The sequence below is a fragment of the Amycolatopsis sp. A133 genome (assembly GCF_031082405.1).
Classification (GTDB): Bacteria; Actinomycetota; Actinomycetes; order Mycobacteriales; family Pseudonocardiaceae; genus Amycolatopsis.
In genome coordinates, this window is sequence record NZ_JAVHJU010000002.1 from 183,517 (window position 1) to 198,524 (window position 15,008).

Annotated in this window: 12 protein-coding genes; 3 read left to right on the forward strand and 9 right to left on the reverse strand. The window is 71.7% G+C overall.

The genetic code is table 11. The features are described from left to right. Window positions 1-61: 61 nt before the first annotated feature. The 3 genes from Q5425_RS02720 to Q5425_RS02730 are packed head-to-tail and all read right to left on the reverse strand — an operon-like array spanning window position 62 to window position 2,796. The gene (locus tag Q5425_RS02720) at window positions 62-946 is read right to left on the reverse strand and encodes an ABC transporter permease (RefSeq protein ID WP_308670446.1); all 885 of its coding nucleotides are present in this window, start codon (window positions 944-946) and stop codon (window positions 62-64) included. Next, window positions 933-1,724 carry an ABC transporter ATP-binding protein gene (locus tag Q5425_RS02725; protein WP_308670447.1) on the reverse strand — a complete coding sequence of 264 codons (792 nt, stop codon included), beginning with the start codon at window positions 1,722-1,724 and terminating at the stop codon, window positions 933-935. The genes Q5425_RS02720 and Q5425_RS02725 overlap by 14 nt, the downstream gene beginning before the upstream one ends. 19 nt (window positions 1,725-1,743) lie before the next feature. Then, window positions 1,744-2,796 (reverse strand): ABC transporter substrate-binding protein, encoded by a 1,053-nt coding sequence (locus Q5425_RS02730; RefSeq protein WP_308670448.1) that lies wholly within the window; start codon window positions 2,794-2,796, stop codon window positions 1,744-1,746. Window positions 2,797-3,002: 206 nt separating this feature from the next. On the opposite strand from Q5425_RS02730, the gene Q5425_RS02735 reads away from it, so the two are divergent. Beyond that, window positions 3,003-3,386: a hypothetical protein gene (locus Q5425_RS02735; protein WP_308670449.1), complete on the forward strand. Its 384-nt coding sequence runs from the start codon at window positions 3,003-3,005 to the stop codon at window positions 3,384-3,386. A 277-nt stretch (window positions 3,387-3,663) separates the two neighbouring features. On the opposite strand, the gene Q5425_RS02740 is transcribed toward Q5425_RS02735, so the two are convergent. The 3 genes from Q5425_RS02740 to Q5425_RS02750 are packed head-to-tail and all read right to left on the reverse strand — an operon-like array spanning window position 3,664 to window position 6,741. Next, window positions 3,664-4,671 (reverse strand): S-adenosylmethionine:tRNA ribosyltransferase-isomerase, encoded by a 1,008-nt coding sequence (locus Q5425_RS02740; protein ID WP_308670450.1) that lies wholly within the window; start codon window positions 4,669-4,671, stop codon window positions 3,664-3,666. Next, window positions 4,668-5,339 carry an SDR family NAD(P)-dependent oxidoreductase gene (locus Q5425_RS02745; protein ID WP_308670451.1) on the reverse strand — a complete coding sequence of 224 codons (672 nt, stop codon included), beginning with the start codon at window positions 5,337-5,339 and terminating at the stop codon, window positions 4,668-4,670. Before Q5425_RS02745 ends, Q5425_RS02740 begins: the two co-directional genes overlap by 4 nt. Before the next feature lie 31 nt (window positions 5,340-5,370). Next, the gene (locus Q5425_RS02750; protein ID WP_308670452.1) at window positions 5,371-6,741 is read right to left on the reverse strand and encodes a cytosine permease; all 1,371 of its coding nucleotides are present in this window, start codon (window positions 6,739-6,741) and stop codon (window positions 5,371-5,373) included. A gap of 175 nt (window positions 6,742-6,916) precedes the next feature. Here Q5425_RS02750 and Q5425_RS02755 point away from each other — a divergent pair, with 175 nt between their 5' ends. Further along, entirely contained in the window at window positions 6,917-8,434 is a 1,518-nt protein-coding gene (locus tag Q5425_RS02755) for a sensor histidine kinase (RefSeq protein WP_308670453.1), read from the forward strand. 83 nt (window positions 8,435-8,517) lie between these two features. On the opposite strand, the gene Q5425_RS02760 is transcribed toward Q5425_RS02755, so the two are convergent. Both Q5425_RS02760 and Q5425_RS02765 read right to left on the reverse strand, forming a co-directional pair. Next, window positions 8,518-10,476, reverse strand: coding sequence for a S53 family peptidase (locus Q5425_RS02760; protein ID WP_308670454.1), 1,959 nt, complete (start codon window positions 10,474-10,476; stop codon window positions 8,518-8,520). 304 nt (window positions 10,477-10,780) lie between these two features. After that, a complete protein-coding gene (locus Q5425_RS02765; protein ID WP_308670455.1) occupies window positions 10,781-11,917 on the reverse strand; it encodes an ROK family protein in 1,137 nt (378 codons plus the stop codon). Between the two features lie 62 nt (window positions 11,918-11,979). On the opposite strand from Q5425_RS02765, the gene Q5425_RS02770 reads away from it, so the two are divergent. After that, window positions 11,980-13,215, forward strand: coding sequence for an MGH1-like glycoside hydrolase domain-containing protein (locus tag Q5425_RS02770; protein WP_308670456.1), 1,236 nt, complete (start codon window positions 11,980-11,982; stop codon window positions 13,213-13,215). Here Q5425_RS02770 and Q5425_RS02775 read toward each other — a convergent pair. After that, entirely contained in the window at window positions 13,194-14,966 is a 1,773-nt protein-coding gene (locus Q5425_RS02775) for an alpha-L-fucosidase (RefSeq protein WP_308670457.1), read from the reverse strand. The two genes, Q5425_RS02770 and Q5425_RS02775, sit on opposite strands and share 22 nt — an antisense overlap. Window positions 14,967-15,008: the final 42 nt, after the last annotated feature.

Below are 15,008 nucleotides of genomic sequence, written 5' to 3' on the forward strand. Positions count from 1 at the left end.
GTGAGTGGTAAGGAGGGTTAGAACCCTCCTTACCACTCACGACCCCGGGCCGGAGGGGTTTCTACAGCGATGACGTGAGCCCGCGGGCCCGCAGCACCGCGCGCTCCAGCGGGCGGAACACGATCAGCTCGATCCCCACGCCGACCAGCAGGATCAGGAAGATCGCCGCGATCACCGTCTCCATGCTGTTGAACGACGAACCCTGGTTCAGGTACGCGCCGAGGCCGATGCCCAGCTGCGGGGACAGCGCGATCAGCTCGGCCGCCATCAGCGAACGCCAGGAAAACGCCCAGCCCTGCTTGAGCCCGGCGAGGAAGCCGGGCAGCGCCGCGGGCAGCAGGATGTGGCGGGCCGACGACAGCCGGTTGGCGCCCATCACCTGGCCGACGCGCGGGAGGATCGGCGGGATCTGGTCGATACCGGACACCAGGCCGTTCGCGATCGACGGCACCGAGCCGAGCAGCACCACGAAGTAGATGGCCGCGTCGTTGATCCCGAACCACAGGATCGCCGCCGGCACCCAGGCCACCGACGGGAGACTCTGCAACCCCGTCAGCAACGGCCCGATCGCCGCCCGCACCACGCGGACCTTCGCCACCACCAAGCCGAGCGGCGTGCCGATGAGCACGCCGGCCAGGAACCCGAGCGCGGCGCGGTGCACCGACGTCCAGACGAACCCGAACACCTGGCCGTCGACGACGATGCCCCGGAATTCGTTCCACACCGCCAGCGGCGCGGGCAGCTGCGCCTCGGGCCAGAACGCGGCCGCCCACAGGATCTGCCAGACGACGACCAGCACGACGAGCGCGCCCACCGGGGGCAGGAACCCCCAGGCGAACCGCTTCCAGAAACCCGGGCGCCGTTCCCCGACCGGGGCGTCGAGCGAATCCAGTCCGGCGCCGACCGCGTCGAGGTCGGCCTCCGCGGACCGGTCAAGCTGCGGCATGGGTGCTGATCACCTCACGCAGGTGCCCGGTGATTTCCTCGGTCAGCTCCGTGGCGTCGGCCAGCGGCACGTCCGTCCACTCCCGCACGACCCGGCCGGGCCGCGACGACAGCAGCACCACGCGCTGGCCGAGCCGGACCGCCTCGCGCACGTCGTGCGTCACGAACAGCACGGACGTGCCCGTGCTGCGGTAGACGCGCAGCAGCTCGCCCTGCAGGACGTCGCGGGTGATGGCGTCGAGCGCGGCGAACGGCTCGTCCATCAGCAGGAGCGACTGTTCCGGGTCACCGCCGACGCGCAGCGTCGCGGCCAGGGCGCGGGCCAGCGCGACGCGCTGCCGCATCCCGCCGGAAAGCTCGTGCGGCCGCTTGCCGCCCGCGCCGTTCAGCCGCACCAGGTCCAGCAGCTCGGCGGCCTTTTCGCGGCGCTCGGCCCGGCCGAACCCGGCCAGCCGCAGCGGCAGCTCGACGTTGCGGGCCGCGGTCAGCCACGGCATCAGCGCGGCTTCCTGGAACATCACCGCGGGCCGGGACGTGTTCAGCGTGATCTCGCCCGCCGACGGCGCGTCCAGCCCGGCGACCAGGTTCAGCAGCGTGCTCTTGCCGCAGCCGGAGGCACCGAGCAGGCAGACGAACTCGCCGGGCGCGACCGTCAGGTCCACGCCGTCGAGCGCGACGACCGCGCGGCCGGCGGTCCCGAACGTCTTGCGCACGCCGTCGAGACGCACCGCGGTCGCGCCGGTGAAATTCGACCGGCCGGTCGGGAGGGTGGTGGTCATCGGTGGCTGCCTCTCCGGATCACTTGGTCAGTTCGGGAGCTACGACGGCGGGCAGGTTCTGCGCCTTCAGCACCGCGTTCAGCGGCCCGAAGTCGGCGAAGCCCTTCAGCGCCACCGCCGACTTCACCACGCCGGCCGTCACCGAGTCCTGCGCGAGCTGCGGGAATTCGGTGGCGATGGGGTCGGTGGTCAGCTCGATGCCGGAGAACGCGCGGTCCAGGACCGCTGCACTCAGGGTACTGCCGGCCAGCTCCTTGAGGGCGCCGTTGACCACGGTCTTCGCGTCCGCCGGGTTGGCCTTCGCCCAGTCGATCGCGGCGAGCTCGCCCTTGAGGAGCGCGCGGACGGTGTCCGGGTGCTGCTGCAGGAACTCGCTGCGCACGATGACGACGGTGGACGGGAAACGCCCGCCCGGCCACAGCGTCTTCTCGTCGACCAGGACCTTCGCGCCGGCGTCGAGGACCAGCCGCGACGCCCACGGCTCGGGCAGCCAGCCGCCGTCGACCTCGCCCTTCTTGAAGGCGTCGAGCGTCTTCGGGTTGTCGAGGTTGGTGATCTTGACCTGGTCGGTCAGCTGCTTGCCGGCCAGGAACTTCTTGAGCGCGACGTCCTGGGTGTTGGCCAGCTGCGGCGTGGCGATGTTCTTGCCCTTGAGCTGCTCGACGCTCGTGATGTCCGGTTTGACGACCAGCTGCGCGCCGCCCGAGACGGCGCCGGAGACCAGCTGGATGGCGCCCTTGGACTTGGTGAAGGCGTTGATCGCCGGCCCGGAACCGATGAACGCGACGTCGAGGGAGCCGCCGAGCAGGGCGTTGACCTCTTCGGGGCCGGCGTTGAAGGTCTGGGTGGTGAGCTTGGCCGAGCCGAGCTCGTTCTTGAAGAAGTCCTTCTTGACGCCGATCAGGGCGGGCGCGTGGGTGACGTTCGGGAAGAACCCGACCCGGACCTCACCGGCGGCGCCCTGGTCGGCGGCCGGTGCGGTGGTGCTGTCCGCGCGCGAACAGCCCGCGAGCACGCCCACGACGGTCAGAGCGGCCAGCGCCGAGGCCAGGGTTCTCCGGGAGGTGCGCACGTCAGCATCGCCTTTCGTCGGTGTCGGGGCGAGGTTCGCACGGTCACCCACTCAGGCGCATAGCCATCCGCATCCCGGGACATCCGGTGAGATTTCTTGACATCGGCGGCCCCGGCCCCTACGGCCACCGGAGAAAGTCACCGGCGCGGGCAACCGCCCGCGTCACCCGGACGTGGTAAAGGTGACCACGGATTCGGGAGGAAGTCATGACGAGCACCGCACCTCGACGGGGCGTCGGCGTCCGCGTGGCGCTGGTGGTGTTGTTCATCGGGCTGGGCCAGGCGTCGTTCGAGTGGCTCAGGTCGTTGGGGATGGACCCGCTGACGAGCGCGGTCGTCTGGGCGATCCCGGTGACCACGGGTGCGGCGGTGACGCTGGTGCTGTGGGTGGCATCGGACCGGGCGTTCCTGCTGCGCAACTGGCTGCCGGTGGCGATGTCGATCCCGGTGTACCTGGGCGGGGCGTTCGGCCTGGCCACCGGGACGGCGAGTTTGGTGGCGTCGATCGTCAGCGGGGTCGGGCTGGGGGTGGCCGCCGTGGTGGTGGCCGGGTTGCTCCGCTCGCGGCGGCAGGTCGAAGCGGGCCGGTAGGGGTTGCTGGCCGGGTTGTCCACAGGTGGGTGGGCCTGTGGACAACCCGGGCTTGGCAGTGGGGTTTTCCGGTTTTTGTCGGGAGGGCCGGATACGCTGGACGCGGGGCCGGACCCCCGGAGAGGGCGGGGGCTGCTTGAGGGCCCGGGCTGCTGGGGGCCGCCACCGGCACCGGCGCCACTGACCGGGCGACCGAACCCGCTCGTAGGGCGGCCCTGCTCGAAGGCCCGGCCGGCGTCAACGCGAGCCTGCCCGACCGCGGCGAATCAGCCGCGACTCACCGGCGCAGCAGGAGCGACACGTCGCCGAACTCGTGCCACAAGTACCGCTGCTCCACCGCCGCGTCATACGCGCGCTGGACCACCTCCGCTCCCGCCACCGCCTCCAGCAGCAGCAAGTGGGACGCGTCCGGGGCGTGCAGCCCCGTCACGATCCCGTCCACCACCCGCGCCGGGCGGTCCGGGCCCAGCACCAGCTCCGTCCAGCCCTCGGCCGCGCCGACGACACCGCCGTCGAACGCCGACTCCAACGCCCGAGCCGCTGTCGTCCCCACCGCGATCACCCGGCCCCCGCGGGACCTGACCCACAAAACCAGGGCCGCCGTTGCCGGGGGGACGCGGAACCGCTCCGCCTGGGGTGGCTCGCCCGCCTCCGGCGAGGACACGCCCGTGTGCAACAGCAGCGGTGCGAACAACACCCCGTCCGTCACCAGCCCCGTCACCACCCCCGCCGTGAACGCCCGGCCCGCCGAGGGCATCTCCGCGCTGCCCGGCTCGCGGGCGAACACCGTCTGGTAATCCGCCAGCGGCCACTCCCGCGGGACGTACCCGTAGCGGATGGGGCGCCCCACCGTCGCGAGGAACTCCGGCACCTCGACCGACACCGCCGCCCGCCACAAGCGGGCCGTCCCCGCGACCGCCGGGGCCAGCAACGTCAGCGACGCGTCCCCGGCCAGCGAAAGGCGCTCCCCCACCCGACCGTCGAGCAAGGGACCTCCCGGCGCGCGCAGCTCGACGACCCAAGAGCCGTCGTCGAGCGCCGTCGAGAAGTGGACCACGACCGGGCGCCCCGCCCGTAGAGCGTCGACCGCCGCCGGGAGTGTCCCCGAGGTGTTGACGACCAGCAGGTCACCCGGCCGGAGGTACTCGCCCAGCGAGGTGAACACCGTGTGGTGGACGCCGGACGGCGATGCGACCAGCAGGCGGACCTCGTCGCGCGACAGGCCCCTGGCCTCGGGCGGGGCCGACGCCGACAGCTCCGCAGGCAGGTCGAACCGGATGTTCATGCCGTCACCAGGAGGTCGGCGGCGCGGTAGCGGCCGCTCGATGGGCGCTCGTCGAGCAACCTCAGGAACGCCGGGACGGCCGTCTCCGGCAGCGGGCGGTCCGAGATGTCCGCACCGGGGAACGCTCGCTGGTGCATCGCCGTGCGCAGGTCGCCCGGATCGACCGCGTACACGGACAGGTCCGGGTGTTCCACGCCCAGGACGGCGGTCAGCTGGTCGAGGGCCGCCTTCGCCGAGCCGTAGCCGCCCCACCCTTCGTACGCTTCGACAGCAGCGTCCGAACTGACGTCGATCACGACGCCGCGCGCCGCGGTCAGAGCGGGTAGCAGGAGCTGCGTCAAAGCCAGCGGTGCGAAGACGTTGACGCGGTAGACGTCTTCCAGCGCCGCCAAGGGATAACGGCCGAGCGGTGGGAGCGGGCTGACGCCCAGGGAACTCGCGTTGTTGACGAGCAGGTCGAGCGCAGGACAGGCGTCGGCGAGCGAGGCGCGGTGGGCCGGGTCGGTGACGTCGCCGGGGATGGCCGTGAAGCCGTCCTCGCGAGCAGCAGAACGCAACGCGGCCGCGTCGCGGCCGTCGCCGATGACCGTCCACTGGCGACTCACGAGGGCGGCCGCGAGGGCGCGGCCCAGGCCGGCGGAAGCACCGGTGACGAGTGCGGTGGGCATGGTTCCTCCTTCGAGGGGTTGCCCACCATCGTCAGACCTCTATATTACTCGAGGTCAACCGCGATCGGCCGCGCAGCAGGAAATACGCTGCCAGCGAAACGACGAGGCCGACGTAGTACGCGAGGTCCGCGCCGTGCAGCGCCGCCGCGACCGGTCCCGTGTAGAGGGACGTGTTCATGAACGGCACCGCCGCCGCGAACCCGAGCACGAACGCCACCACCGCGGCCCAGGGGCGGACGGGAACCGAAGCCAGGACGTCCACCCGCCGCCCGCCGCGGGTGCGCGCGAGCCAGTCCGGGAGCACCACGCCGAGGAACGGCGGAATCCAGTAGGAGACGAACAGCAGCACGTTCTCGAACTTCGCCGAAAGGTCGCCGCTGTGCATCCAGAGGATCAGCGCGAACGCGAGCACCGTGACGACCACCGCCGACACCGGGCGCCGTAGCCGGACGCCGACGGTCTGCAGGGCCAGCGAGCCGCTGTAGTCGTTCATCGCGTTCGACGACACCGCCGCCAGCGCGATCACCGCCAGCGCCAGCGCGCCCAGGAACCCGCCGCCGAGCAGCTGGGCGATCCCGGACGCCGTGTGGTCGCCGAGCGACGACCCCAGGGCGAGCCCGAGCCCTTCGCCGATCGCGTACGACACGACGAGGCCGAGCAGCGTCGCCCAGAAGACCGCTCGCGACGAAGCCGAGACGGGCAGGTAGCGGCTGAAGTCCGCCGCGTAGGGCGCCCAGGAGATCGCCAGCGACAGCGTGATCGTCGTGAACAGGACGAAGCCGCCGGCCAGGTCGGCGCCGGACGCGGTGTCGGCGACGGCGATCGCGTGTCCGGAAACGACTTTCCCGATCAGCGCGGCGAACGCGAGCACCAGCAGCACGCTCATCACCGCCTGGACGCGGTGGATCAGCGCGTAGCCGAACACGCCGAGCGCGCACTGCAGCACGAGCACGATCAGCACCGCCGCCCAGAACGGCAGCCCGGTCAGCTCGGCCAGCGCCTCGCCGCCGAACAGGCCGACGAGGGCGTCCCAGGCGATCGAGCCGAGCCACTGCACCAGGCCGGGCAGCACGACGCCGCCGCCGAACGGCAGCCGGGCGAGCGGCAGCTGCCCGGTGCCCGTGCGCGGGCCCCACGTCGACAGGTACGCCACCGGCAGCGACCCCAGCACCGTGCCCAGGAGCATCGCGGCCAGGCCCGTCCGGAAGCCGAGGCCGAGCGACGCCGCCAGGGTGCCGGTGAACACCGCCGTCATCGTCAGGTTGGGCGCGAACCACACGCTGAACAGCCGCCACGGGCGCCCGAACCGGTTGTCCTCCGGCACCGGTGTGATGCCGTGGGTTTCGATCGCCAGGTCGCGCCCGCCCGCCGGCATCCGCCCGCCGAAGACCTCAGCGTCCAAGCCACGTCCGCTCATGTCCTGCCTCTCGTCGCGATCACCCTAAAGCGCAGCCGCGTGGTGTAACGCGACGGCCCGAACGGACGAATCACGGTTAGCCGTTGCCGGACCACTTCACACACCCGCCAAGAAGCCGCCGGGGAGGGGTCGCGAAGTGCAGCACCCGCGGACGTCGGTGATGACGGGCCTCCTGGCGGCCGGCTGCGCGCTCGGCGTGGTCGCGCTGACGCTCAAAGCCGCCGAAGGCACCCACTCCGCGCTCGACACCGCGCTCAGCACCACGACCGGGTTCCTCTTCCTGCTCGCGGGCGCGGTCGCGCACGTGCGGCGCCCGGCCAACCCGATCGCGGTGCTCATCGCCCTCGCCGGCGTCGCCCTGTTCCTCGAGGACCTGCAGTTCACCCGGAACCCGGTGCTGTACACGATCGCCGTGCCGCTGCGCGCCGCGTCCAGCCCGGTGATCGCGCACCTGGTGCTCGCGTTCCCGCACGGGAGGCTGCGCTCGCGGTGGGAACGGCTGCTGGTGGCCGCGGCCTACGCCGTGGTGCTCGGCATCGGCGTGATCGGCTTGCTGGCCAACGACGACCCGCGCGACCTGCTGGCCGTCTCGGCCGACGTGCGGGCCAGTCCCGCGGTCGGCCGCGCACTGGCGCTCGCCGCGACGGCGACCAGCGCGGGCGTGGTCGTCGTGCTGCTCTACCGGTGGCTGACCGGGCGGCTCCCGCAGCGGCGGCTGCTGTCGCCGGTGGTGGTCATCGCACTGGCGGGCGCGCTGACGTCGGCGGCGGGCACGGCGCTCGGCGACGCGCACCCGCTGTCCGGCCCGCTGCTGCAGGCGTACCGGATCCTGTACTGCCTGTGGCCGCTGGCGTTCCTGGCCGGGGTGATGCGGGCGCGGGTCGGCAACGCCGAGATGATCCGGCTGCTGCTGGAGCGCGACGGGACCGGGCTGGCCGCGCTGGTGCAGGACGACGAGGTGTGGAAGGACAGCCGGTCGATCGACGCGCTGAACGCGGCCGCCGGGCTGGTGCTGGACAACCAGCGGCTCACCGCCGAGCTGGAACAGCGGCTGGCCGAGGTGCGCGCGTCGCGGGCGCGGCTGGTCGCGGCCGGGGACGAGGAGCGCCGCCGGCTCGAACGCGACCTGCACGACGGCGCCCAGCAGCGGCTGGTCAGCGTCGTGCTGCTGCTGCGGATGGCCGCCCGCCGCTCCGGCGCCGAGCTGCCGCCGGAGCTGCGGGCCCTGCTGACCGGCGCGGTCGACGAGCTGCAGACGGCGATCACCGAGCTGCGGGAGCTGGCCAGGGGCATCCGCCCGGCGATCCTCACCGAGGCGGGCCTGGTCGCGGCGGTCCGGTCGCTGGCCCACCGCATCCCGATGGAGGTGGCGCTGACGGTCGGCACGGTGCCGCGCCTCGACGCGGCGGTGGAGGCGACGGCCTACTTCGTGACGTCGGAGGCGCTGACGAACGCGCTGAAGCACGCCCGGACCGACCGCGCCGACGTCCGGATCGCGGTGGACGGCGCCGAACTGCGGGTGGAAGTGACGGACGCGGGTGTCGGCGGCGCGGACGCCGAGGGCGGCAGCGGCCTGGCCGGGCTGCGCGACCGGGTGCAGGCCCTCGGCGGCGAGCTGGACGTGGCCAGCGGCCCCGGCGGCACCACGGTGACCGCGGTCATCCCCCTCGCGGACTGAACGGCTCCTGACCCTGGCTGCACTTTCACGTGAAAGTGCCCCCTCGCCGGGAGCGGCGAGGGGGCACTTCCTTCGAGCACTGACTAGACGAGCAGCAGGAACAGCAGCCCGTTGGGCACCCCGAGCCCGGTCACGTCGTCGTAGCCGGGGGTGGTGTGGATGGTCAGGCCCTGGTAGTCCAGCGTCCGCGCCGAGCGGAGCAGGCCGTCCGAGGCGTCGACCGAATTCGCGTAGTCGACCCGGGCCACCGCCTGGCCGTCCACGTGCTTCACGTCGCTGATCGCCGCGGTGCGGGAGGTCAGCTTGTAGATCACGGGGTTGATGAAGCCGTGGTGGAAGTGGTCGAAGCTGTCGGCCACCGCCATGATGCCGGCGAACACCGGCGACGCGAGGCTCGTGCCGCCGATCCGGTACTGGTCGTAGTGCGCACCCTCCGGGAAGGTCTGCGTCTGGCCGACCAGGAAGCCGGTGTTCGGGTCGCCGACCGCGGAGATGTCCGGGACGACCCGGCCCTTCTTCTTGCCGGTCTGGTTCTTCGTCGCCAGCGCGTCCGGCACGACGCCCTTCTGGTAGAAGGGCTGCTCGAACAGCCGGCTCGTGCCGCCGCCGGAACCGCTGGTGTAGGCGGCCGGGCCGTAGACGCCGCCTGCCAGCAGCGACTTGCTGGTCTCCCAGCCGGTCTCGAAGATCCGCTTGCCGTCCTTGCCGATCGCGATGGACGTGCCGCCGACCGCGGTGATCCACGGCGCCGAGGCGGAGAAGTCCGGCGACGGCGTGCCGAGGCGCGCGACCTCGTCACCGTTGTCGCCCGAGGAGAAGTACACGCCGATGCCCTCGAGGACCGCCTGCAGCGAGATCTGGTTGAACACCTTGACCTCGTCGGCCGGGATGTCCTCGCCGGTGTCGCCGTAGGAGTTCGACACGATGTCGGCCTTGTGGCCGGCGATCACGTAGTTCAGCGCCACGTCGAGGGCGTTGTCCTCGCAGGACTCCCCGCCGACGTACAGGATGTTCGCGCCCGGCGCCATGCCGTGCGCGGCCTCGACGTCGAGGGTTTCCTCGCCGTACCAGCCGGCCGCGTCGCACTGGTCCGGCGGCTCGAGGACCGGGTTGGCCGGGAAGATGTGCTGCGAGAACTGGCTCTGCTTCAGCGGGTGCGCCGGGTCGTTGCGCCGCGCGTACTCGCTGGCGTCGGCGTAGATGGTCGGTGAGGCGAAGGCGTCCACGATGGCGATCGTGGTGCCCTTGCCGTCCGCGCCGACCTTGTCGACGCCGTAGGCCGACCGCAGCTGTGCCGGGGTGTAGCCGCAGGGCGCGTATGGCAGCTGCTTGCCGTTGTAGGCGGGGTCGGTGGTGTCGATCTTCTCGCCGTAGTAGGCGCTGCACGGCGGCGCGTTGCGGAACCCGGGGCCGGGCGCGACGTCGGACGGCTGCACGGACTTGGCCGCCTGGCCCGAGTCGATGCCGTCGGTGTGGTCCGGCTTGAACAGGTTGGTGGCCTGGTCGACACCGACGACGCCGAGCACGTCGCCGGCCAGGTTCGACGGCACCGACAGGTTCTTGTCGGCGGCGCGCAGCGTCTGGCCCTTGACCCGGTACTTGCCGAGGTCGACGGCGAACGCCTGCTCCGTCTGGCCCGCGGTGCCGGTGGCTTCGACGTAGGCGCGGTTCGACGGGACTTCGCCGATGCTGAAGCCGTTGCCGGTCAGCCACGCCTTGACGGCGTTCACGGTCGCGTCGGTGGCCGCGAAGCGGTCACGCACCTGGCCGGGGCTCAGGAACTGGCGGTAGGTCTTGCTGCCCGGGTCGGACACGGCCTGGGCCAGCGCCTCGGCGCCGGCGTTGTCGCGCTGGTTCAGGTAGACGCGGAAGCTCAGCTTCGCGGCGGGCGCCGTGTCGGCGACCTTCGCCTGCGCGTTCGCCCACAACGGGTGCGACTGCGGAATGTCCTGACGCCCCTGCGCGGACGCCGTCGCCGGCAGGGCGCCGGTCAGGCCACCCACCACCGCGAGCGAAAGGAGCAGGGTGGAGCTTCTTCGCACAGAAATCTCCCTCTTCGAAACGGCCCCCGGAAAATGGGCCTTGGAACACCCGGCTGAGACTAAGCCGGTGTTCCGCTCGCGGGGAAGTGCGTGCGGAACCGTTATCCGGCCGGGAATTCCCGCGCTGTGCACCGTGGGACGGAAATCCGATTTGTCGCGACGAAAACGCGAGGAATGTTATTCAGTGCGAGGTTGGTCCGTTTCGTGCTGGTACCGCGGACCACGCCCGAGGAGCGTGCGCCACCTACTAAAGTCGGTCGCTCCGTCCACTCGGGACAGTCCGGCGGTGGCGGTACTTCGGCCGTCACGCCAGCCGCCGGTCCACCTCGGCGGGGGCGAACACCGCGTCGACGACCATCGCGACCGCGCCGGCCACCGCCATTCCCTCGCCCCGGCCGCCGATTTCCACGCGCAGGTTCTGCGTCGCCCGCGGCAGCGCCCGCCGGTAGAGCACCTCCCGGACACCGGCCACGAAGTGCGGCTCCGCGAGGTCTCCGGCGATCACCACCACCCCCGGGTTGACCACGCACACCAGCGTCGCCAGCACCTCCCCCACCTGGCGGCCCGCCACTTCGGCGAGCCGCACCGCGGCCGGGTCCCCCGCCGTGATCCGGTCGCGGACACCCGAGCCCGAGTCCGTCGGCAGGCCCAGCTCCGTCAGCTTCGCCGCCAGGGCCCCGCCCCCGGCGACGGCCGCCAGGCAGCCGCGGGAACCGCACAGGCACGGCGCCTCCGGGTGCCCGGGGAGGCGGATGTGGCCGATGTCGCCCGCGCCGCCGTCGATCCCGCGGTACACCTCGCCGCCGAGGACCAGGCCCGCGCCGATCCCGGTCGACACCTTGACCACGACCAGCGCCGCCGAGTCCGAATACCGGGCGCGGTGCTCGCCCAGCGCCATCAGGTTCGCGTCGTTGTCCACCAGCACCGGGGCGCCGAACCGCGCGCCGAGGTGGCCGTCGATCGGGTAGCCGTCCCAGCCCGGCATGATCGGCGGCTGCGTGACCCGGGCGCGGCCGGGCTCCACCGGGCCCGGCACCGAAACGCCCACGCCGCACACCGGACGGCCCGCCTCGGCCCGCAGCGCCTCGAACCACTCCGCGATCCGGTCGAGCACGGGCTCCGGGCCGTCGGCGACCCGCAGCTCGCCCGCGCGGCGGGCCACTACCCGACCCGACAGATCGGTGACGGCCGCCTCGGCGTGCGTCGTGTCGATGCTCGCGGCGAGGACGACGGCGTGCCGGTCGTCGAACCGCAGCTGCCGCGCCGGGCGGCCGCCGGTGGAGTCCTCCTGGCCGCCCTCGGCCAGCAGGCCCGCCGTTTGGAGCTGCTCGAGGCGCGCGGTGAGCGTCGAGCGCGACAGCCCGCTGCGGACCTGCAGCGCCTTGCGGGTGCTCGCCTGCCCCGTCCGGACCAGCTGCAACAGCTCGCCGGCGCTGGTCATCGCAGAGCCCCCTTCAGACTTTTGTCCATTGACAAGACACAAGTCGGAGATAGATTGGACATATGAACGTAACACGGGAGCGGGCCGCGGCTGTCCTGGCCGGCAACTGGCTCGGCTCGTCGACCGTGCCCTCGCGTTCGCTCTACCCCCACCAGTGGAGCTGGGACTCCGCCTTCATCGCCTTCGGCCTGCGCCACCTGTCGCCCGGGCGCGCGCGGCGCGAGCTGCTGACGCTGTTCTCCGCGCAGTGGCCCGACGGCCGCGTGCCGCACATCGTGTTCGACCCGGGCACGCCGCCCGAGGCGTACTTCCCGGGCCCGTCCTTCTGGCGGGCCGGGCGGACGTCGGGCCTGGTCCAGCCGCCGGTGCACGCCCGTGCGGTGCTCGCGGTGCACGAAGCCGCGCCCGACCACGCCTTCCTCGCCGCGCTGTACCCGAAGCTCGTGGCCTGGCACGACTACCTGCGGACCCGCCGCGACGCGGGCGGGCGCGGGCTGGTGGCGATCGTGCACCCGTGGGAATCCGGCATGGACAACAGCCCGGCCTGGGACGGTCCGCTTTCGCGCGTCACGCCCGCCACCGGGTTCGTCCGCCGCGACCTGACGCACGGCGAGGCCGGCGACCGGCCGAGCGACGACGACTACGGCCGGTACGTCCGGCTCGCCACCGCTTACCGGGACAGCGGCTACCGCGCCCCCGGGGACTTCGTCGTCGAAGACCCCGGTTTCAACGCCTTGCTGGCCGACGCCGAGCTGGCGCTGGCCGAGATCGCCGAGGAACTCGGCCTGCCCTCGGGCGCGCACCGCGAAGCCGCGGCACGCGTCGAGAAGGCGTTGCAGGAAACGCTGTGGGAGAACGGCTTCTTCTTCGCCCGCGACGTCCACACCGGCGCGCTGATCCGCGAGCACACCTGCGCGGGCCTGCTGCCGCTGGTGCTGCCGGACCTGGCGGTCGCGCCGGCCCTGCTGGCCACCGCGACCGGCCCGCGCTTCGGGCTCGGCCGGGTGCACGGCGTCCCGAGTTACGACCTGACCGCGCCGGGCTTCGACCCGGGCCGCTACTGGCGGGGGCCGTCGTGGTCCAACGTCGGCTGGCTGGTCCGGCGAGGGCTGCTCGGCCACGGTGAGCACGCCCTCGCCGAGCGCTTGCGGGACGACCTCGTCGAGACCGCCTTCGGGACCGGCTTCGCCGAGTACTGCGACCCGCTGACCGGCACCGGCCACGGCACCCGCTCGTTCAGCTGGACCGCGGCCCTGACCGTCGACCTCCTGACCGCTCAGCCCGCCGCGGTCGCGTAGGCCGAGCCCAGCCAGGTCTCGTCGATCCGCAGCCGCTTGTAGCGTGAACTGTCGCTCGAGGCCGCGTACGTGCTCGTCACCTGGAGCCGCACGTACCGGGCCGTCACCGCGGAAAGGTCGACGAACCGGACACCGCGGTGGCTCGGCAGCGTCCCGGACTTGACGGCACTGCCCCAGTCCTTGCCGTCATCCGACACGAACACCTTGTACGCCTTGATCCGCGCCGACTGTTCGGTGTCCGAGCGGGCGTAGCCGACCGAGTCCTCGCGCTGGTTGACCCCGAGGTACTGCACCTTCTTCGCTGCTCCGAGGTCGTAGTCCAGGTTGACCGGCAGCGTCTTGTTGTTGTCGAAGTAGGTGAGGTAACTGCCGTCGCTCGCCGACTGTCCACTGTGTCCACTCGCCGAAGCGCTCGCCTTGAGCGTCACGGTCTTCGGGTCGTACGTGCCGGCGCGGCCCGCCGTCTCGACCTTGAACACCGTGTCGTAGGGATCCCAGCCGGACAACCCGGTCAGCGTCAGGCTGCCGCCGCCCTGGGTGAAGGAGATCGCCGCGCCGGTGCGCAGGTTCGTGACGCGGCGGATGCGGTAGCCGTTGTCGCGGATCTTCAGCGTCGACGTCGACGGCCTGGTCAGGACGTGCACGTACTGCGTGTCGCCCTTGATGGTGATGACGCCGTGGGCGCCGTCGTTCCAGAAGCCCGGCTGCATGCCGCCGTACAGGTACCCGGCGCCTTCGGTGCCGCCGAGAGACTCCCAGATCGCGTCCAGGTAGGTCTTCGCGAAGTTGTTGAACCCCTCCTGGTTCGAGGGGAACCTGCCGTTCACCATGGCCGTTTCCGCCATCAGCGACTTGATCGACGAACCCGAGTTCGTGATGAGCCGGCCGATGTTCAGCATCTTGTTCACCGCCGAGTTCGACCCGCTGTACCACCACGCGCCGGTGTCGGGGAGCTTGAAGCACGCCTCGGTGAGCCGCGGCATCGCGGTGTACGTCGCCTGCGGGTAGTCGTACGACGGCGACATGCCGGTCTTCTGCTCGTTGCTGATCGTGTCCATGATCGGCGTGTCTTCGTTGTTGTTGCTCAGCAGGTAGCCCGGACGCCGCTGGTAGATTTGCCGGTACAGGTCGTGCGACTCCCAGTAGGCGTTGTCGTTGTCGATCCAGAAGCCGCCGAGATCGGGGTAGTTGTTCATGACCTCGAAGAAGTTGTCGTAGCTGAACTGACCGAAGCCGTCCTGGCCGTCGAGGTTCACGGTCTTGCCCTTGTACTTCGAGTAGCCGGCGGAGTCGAGCCACTCGTGGCCGCCCTCGTCGTGCCACTGGGCGTCGTTGGTCATGTACAGGATCACCTTGAGCCCACGCGGTTTCGCCGCGGCGATCAGCTCACCGAGGAAGTCCCGCTCGGTGGTGCAGCTGCCCGGGATCTCCGACGGCCAGGCCCGCGAGTAGCCGAGGCGGCTGTGGAAGGACGCGAGCACGAGGTACGACGCGTGCAGCTTCTCGGCCTCGGTGACCCAGTAGGCGGGACTCCACCCGCCGTCGGTGATCGCCTTTTCCCAGGCGCTGCAACTGGTGTAGCCGGGTGAGGTGCGCATGCCCCAGTGCAGGAACAGCCCCGCTTGGCTGTCGCGCAGCCACTGCTGCGACGGCTTCTGCAGGTCGGCCGAAGCCGGCGCGGTGAGGAGCCCGGACACCGCCAGCATCGCCGCGCACGCGACGAGCGCCCGGCGGAGGAACCTGTCTGCCATGACGACCTCCAGTGGTCTGGTCCACCCGGTGTGTACTCCTGG

Coding starts and splice junctions, on each gene's coding strand:
- Q5425_RS02725 (WP_308670447.1), bottom strand. CDS start 1,724: ATGACCACCACCCTCCCGACCGGCCGGTCGAATTTCACCGGCGCGACC.
- Q5425_RS02775 (WP_308670457.1), bottom strand. CDS start 14,966: ATGGCAGACAGGTTCCTCCGCCGGGCGCTCGTCGCGTGCGCGGCGATG.
- Q5425_RS02745 (WP_308670451.1), bottom strand. CDS start 5,339: ATGCCCACCGCACTCGTCACCGGTGCTTCCGCCGGCCTGGGCCGCGCC.
- Q5425_RS02770 (WP_308670456.1), top strand. CDS start 11,980: ATGAACGTAACACGGGAGCGGGCCGCGGCTGTCCTGGCCGGCAACTGG.
- Q5425_RS02765 (WP_308670455.1), bottom strand. CDS start 11,917: ATGACCAGCGCCGGCGAGCTGTTGCAGCTGGTCCGGACGGGGCAGGCG.
- Q5425_RS02755 (WP_308670453.1), top strand. CDS start 6,917: ATGACGGGCCTCCTGGCGGCCGGCTGCGCGCTCGGCGTGGTCGCGCTG.
- Q5425_RS02740 (WP_308670450.1), bottom strand. CDS start 4,671: ATGAACATCCGGTTCGACCTGCCTGCGGAGCTGTCGGCGTCGGCCCCG.
- Q5425_RS02735 (WP_308670449.1), top strand. CDS start 3,003: ATGACGAGCACCGCACCTCGACGGGGCGTCGGCGTCCGCGTGGCGCTG.
- Q5425_RS02720 (WP_308670446.1), bottom strand. CDS start 946: ATGCCGCAGCTTGACCGGTCCGCGGAGGCCGACCTCGACGCGGTCGGC.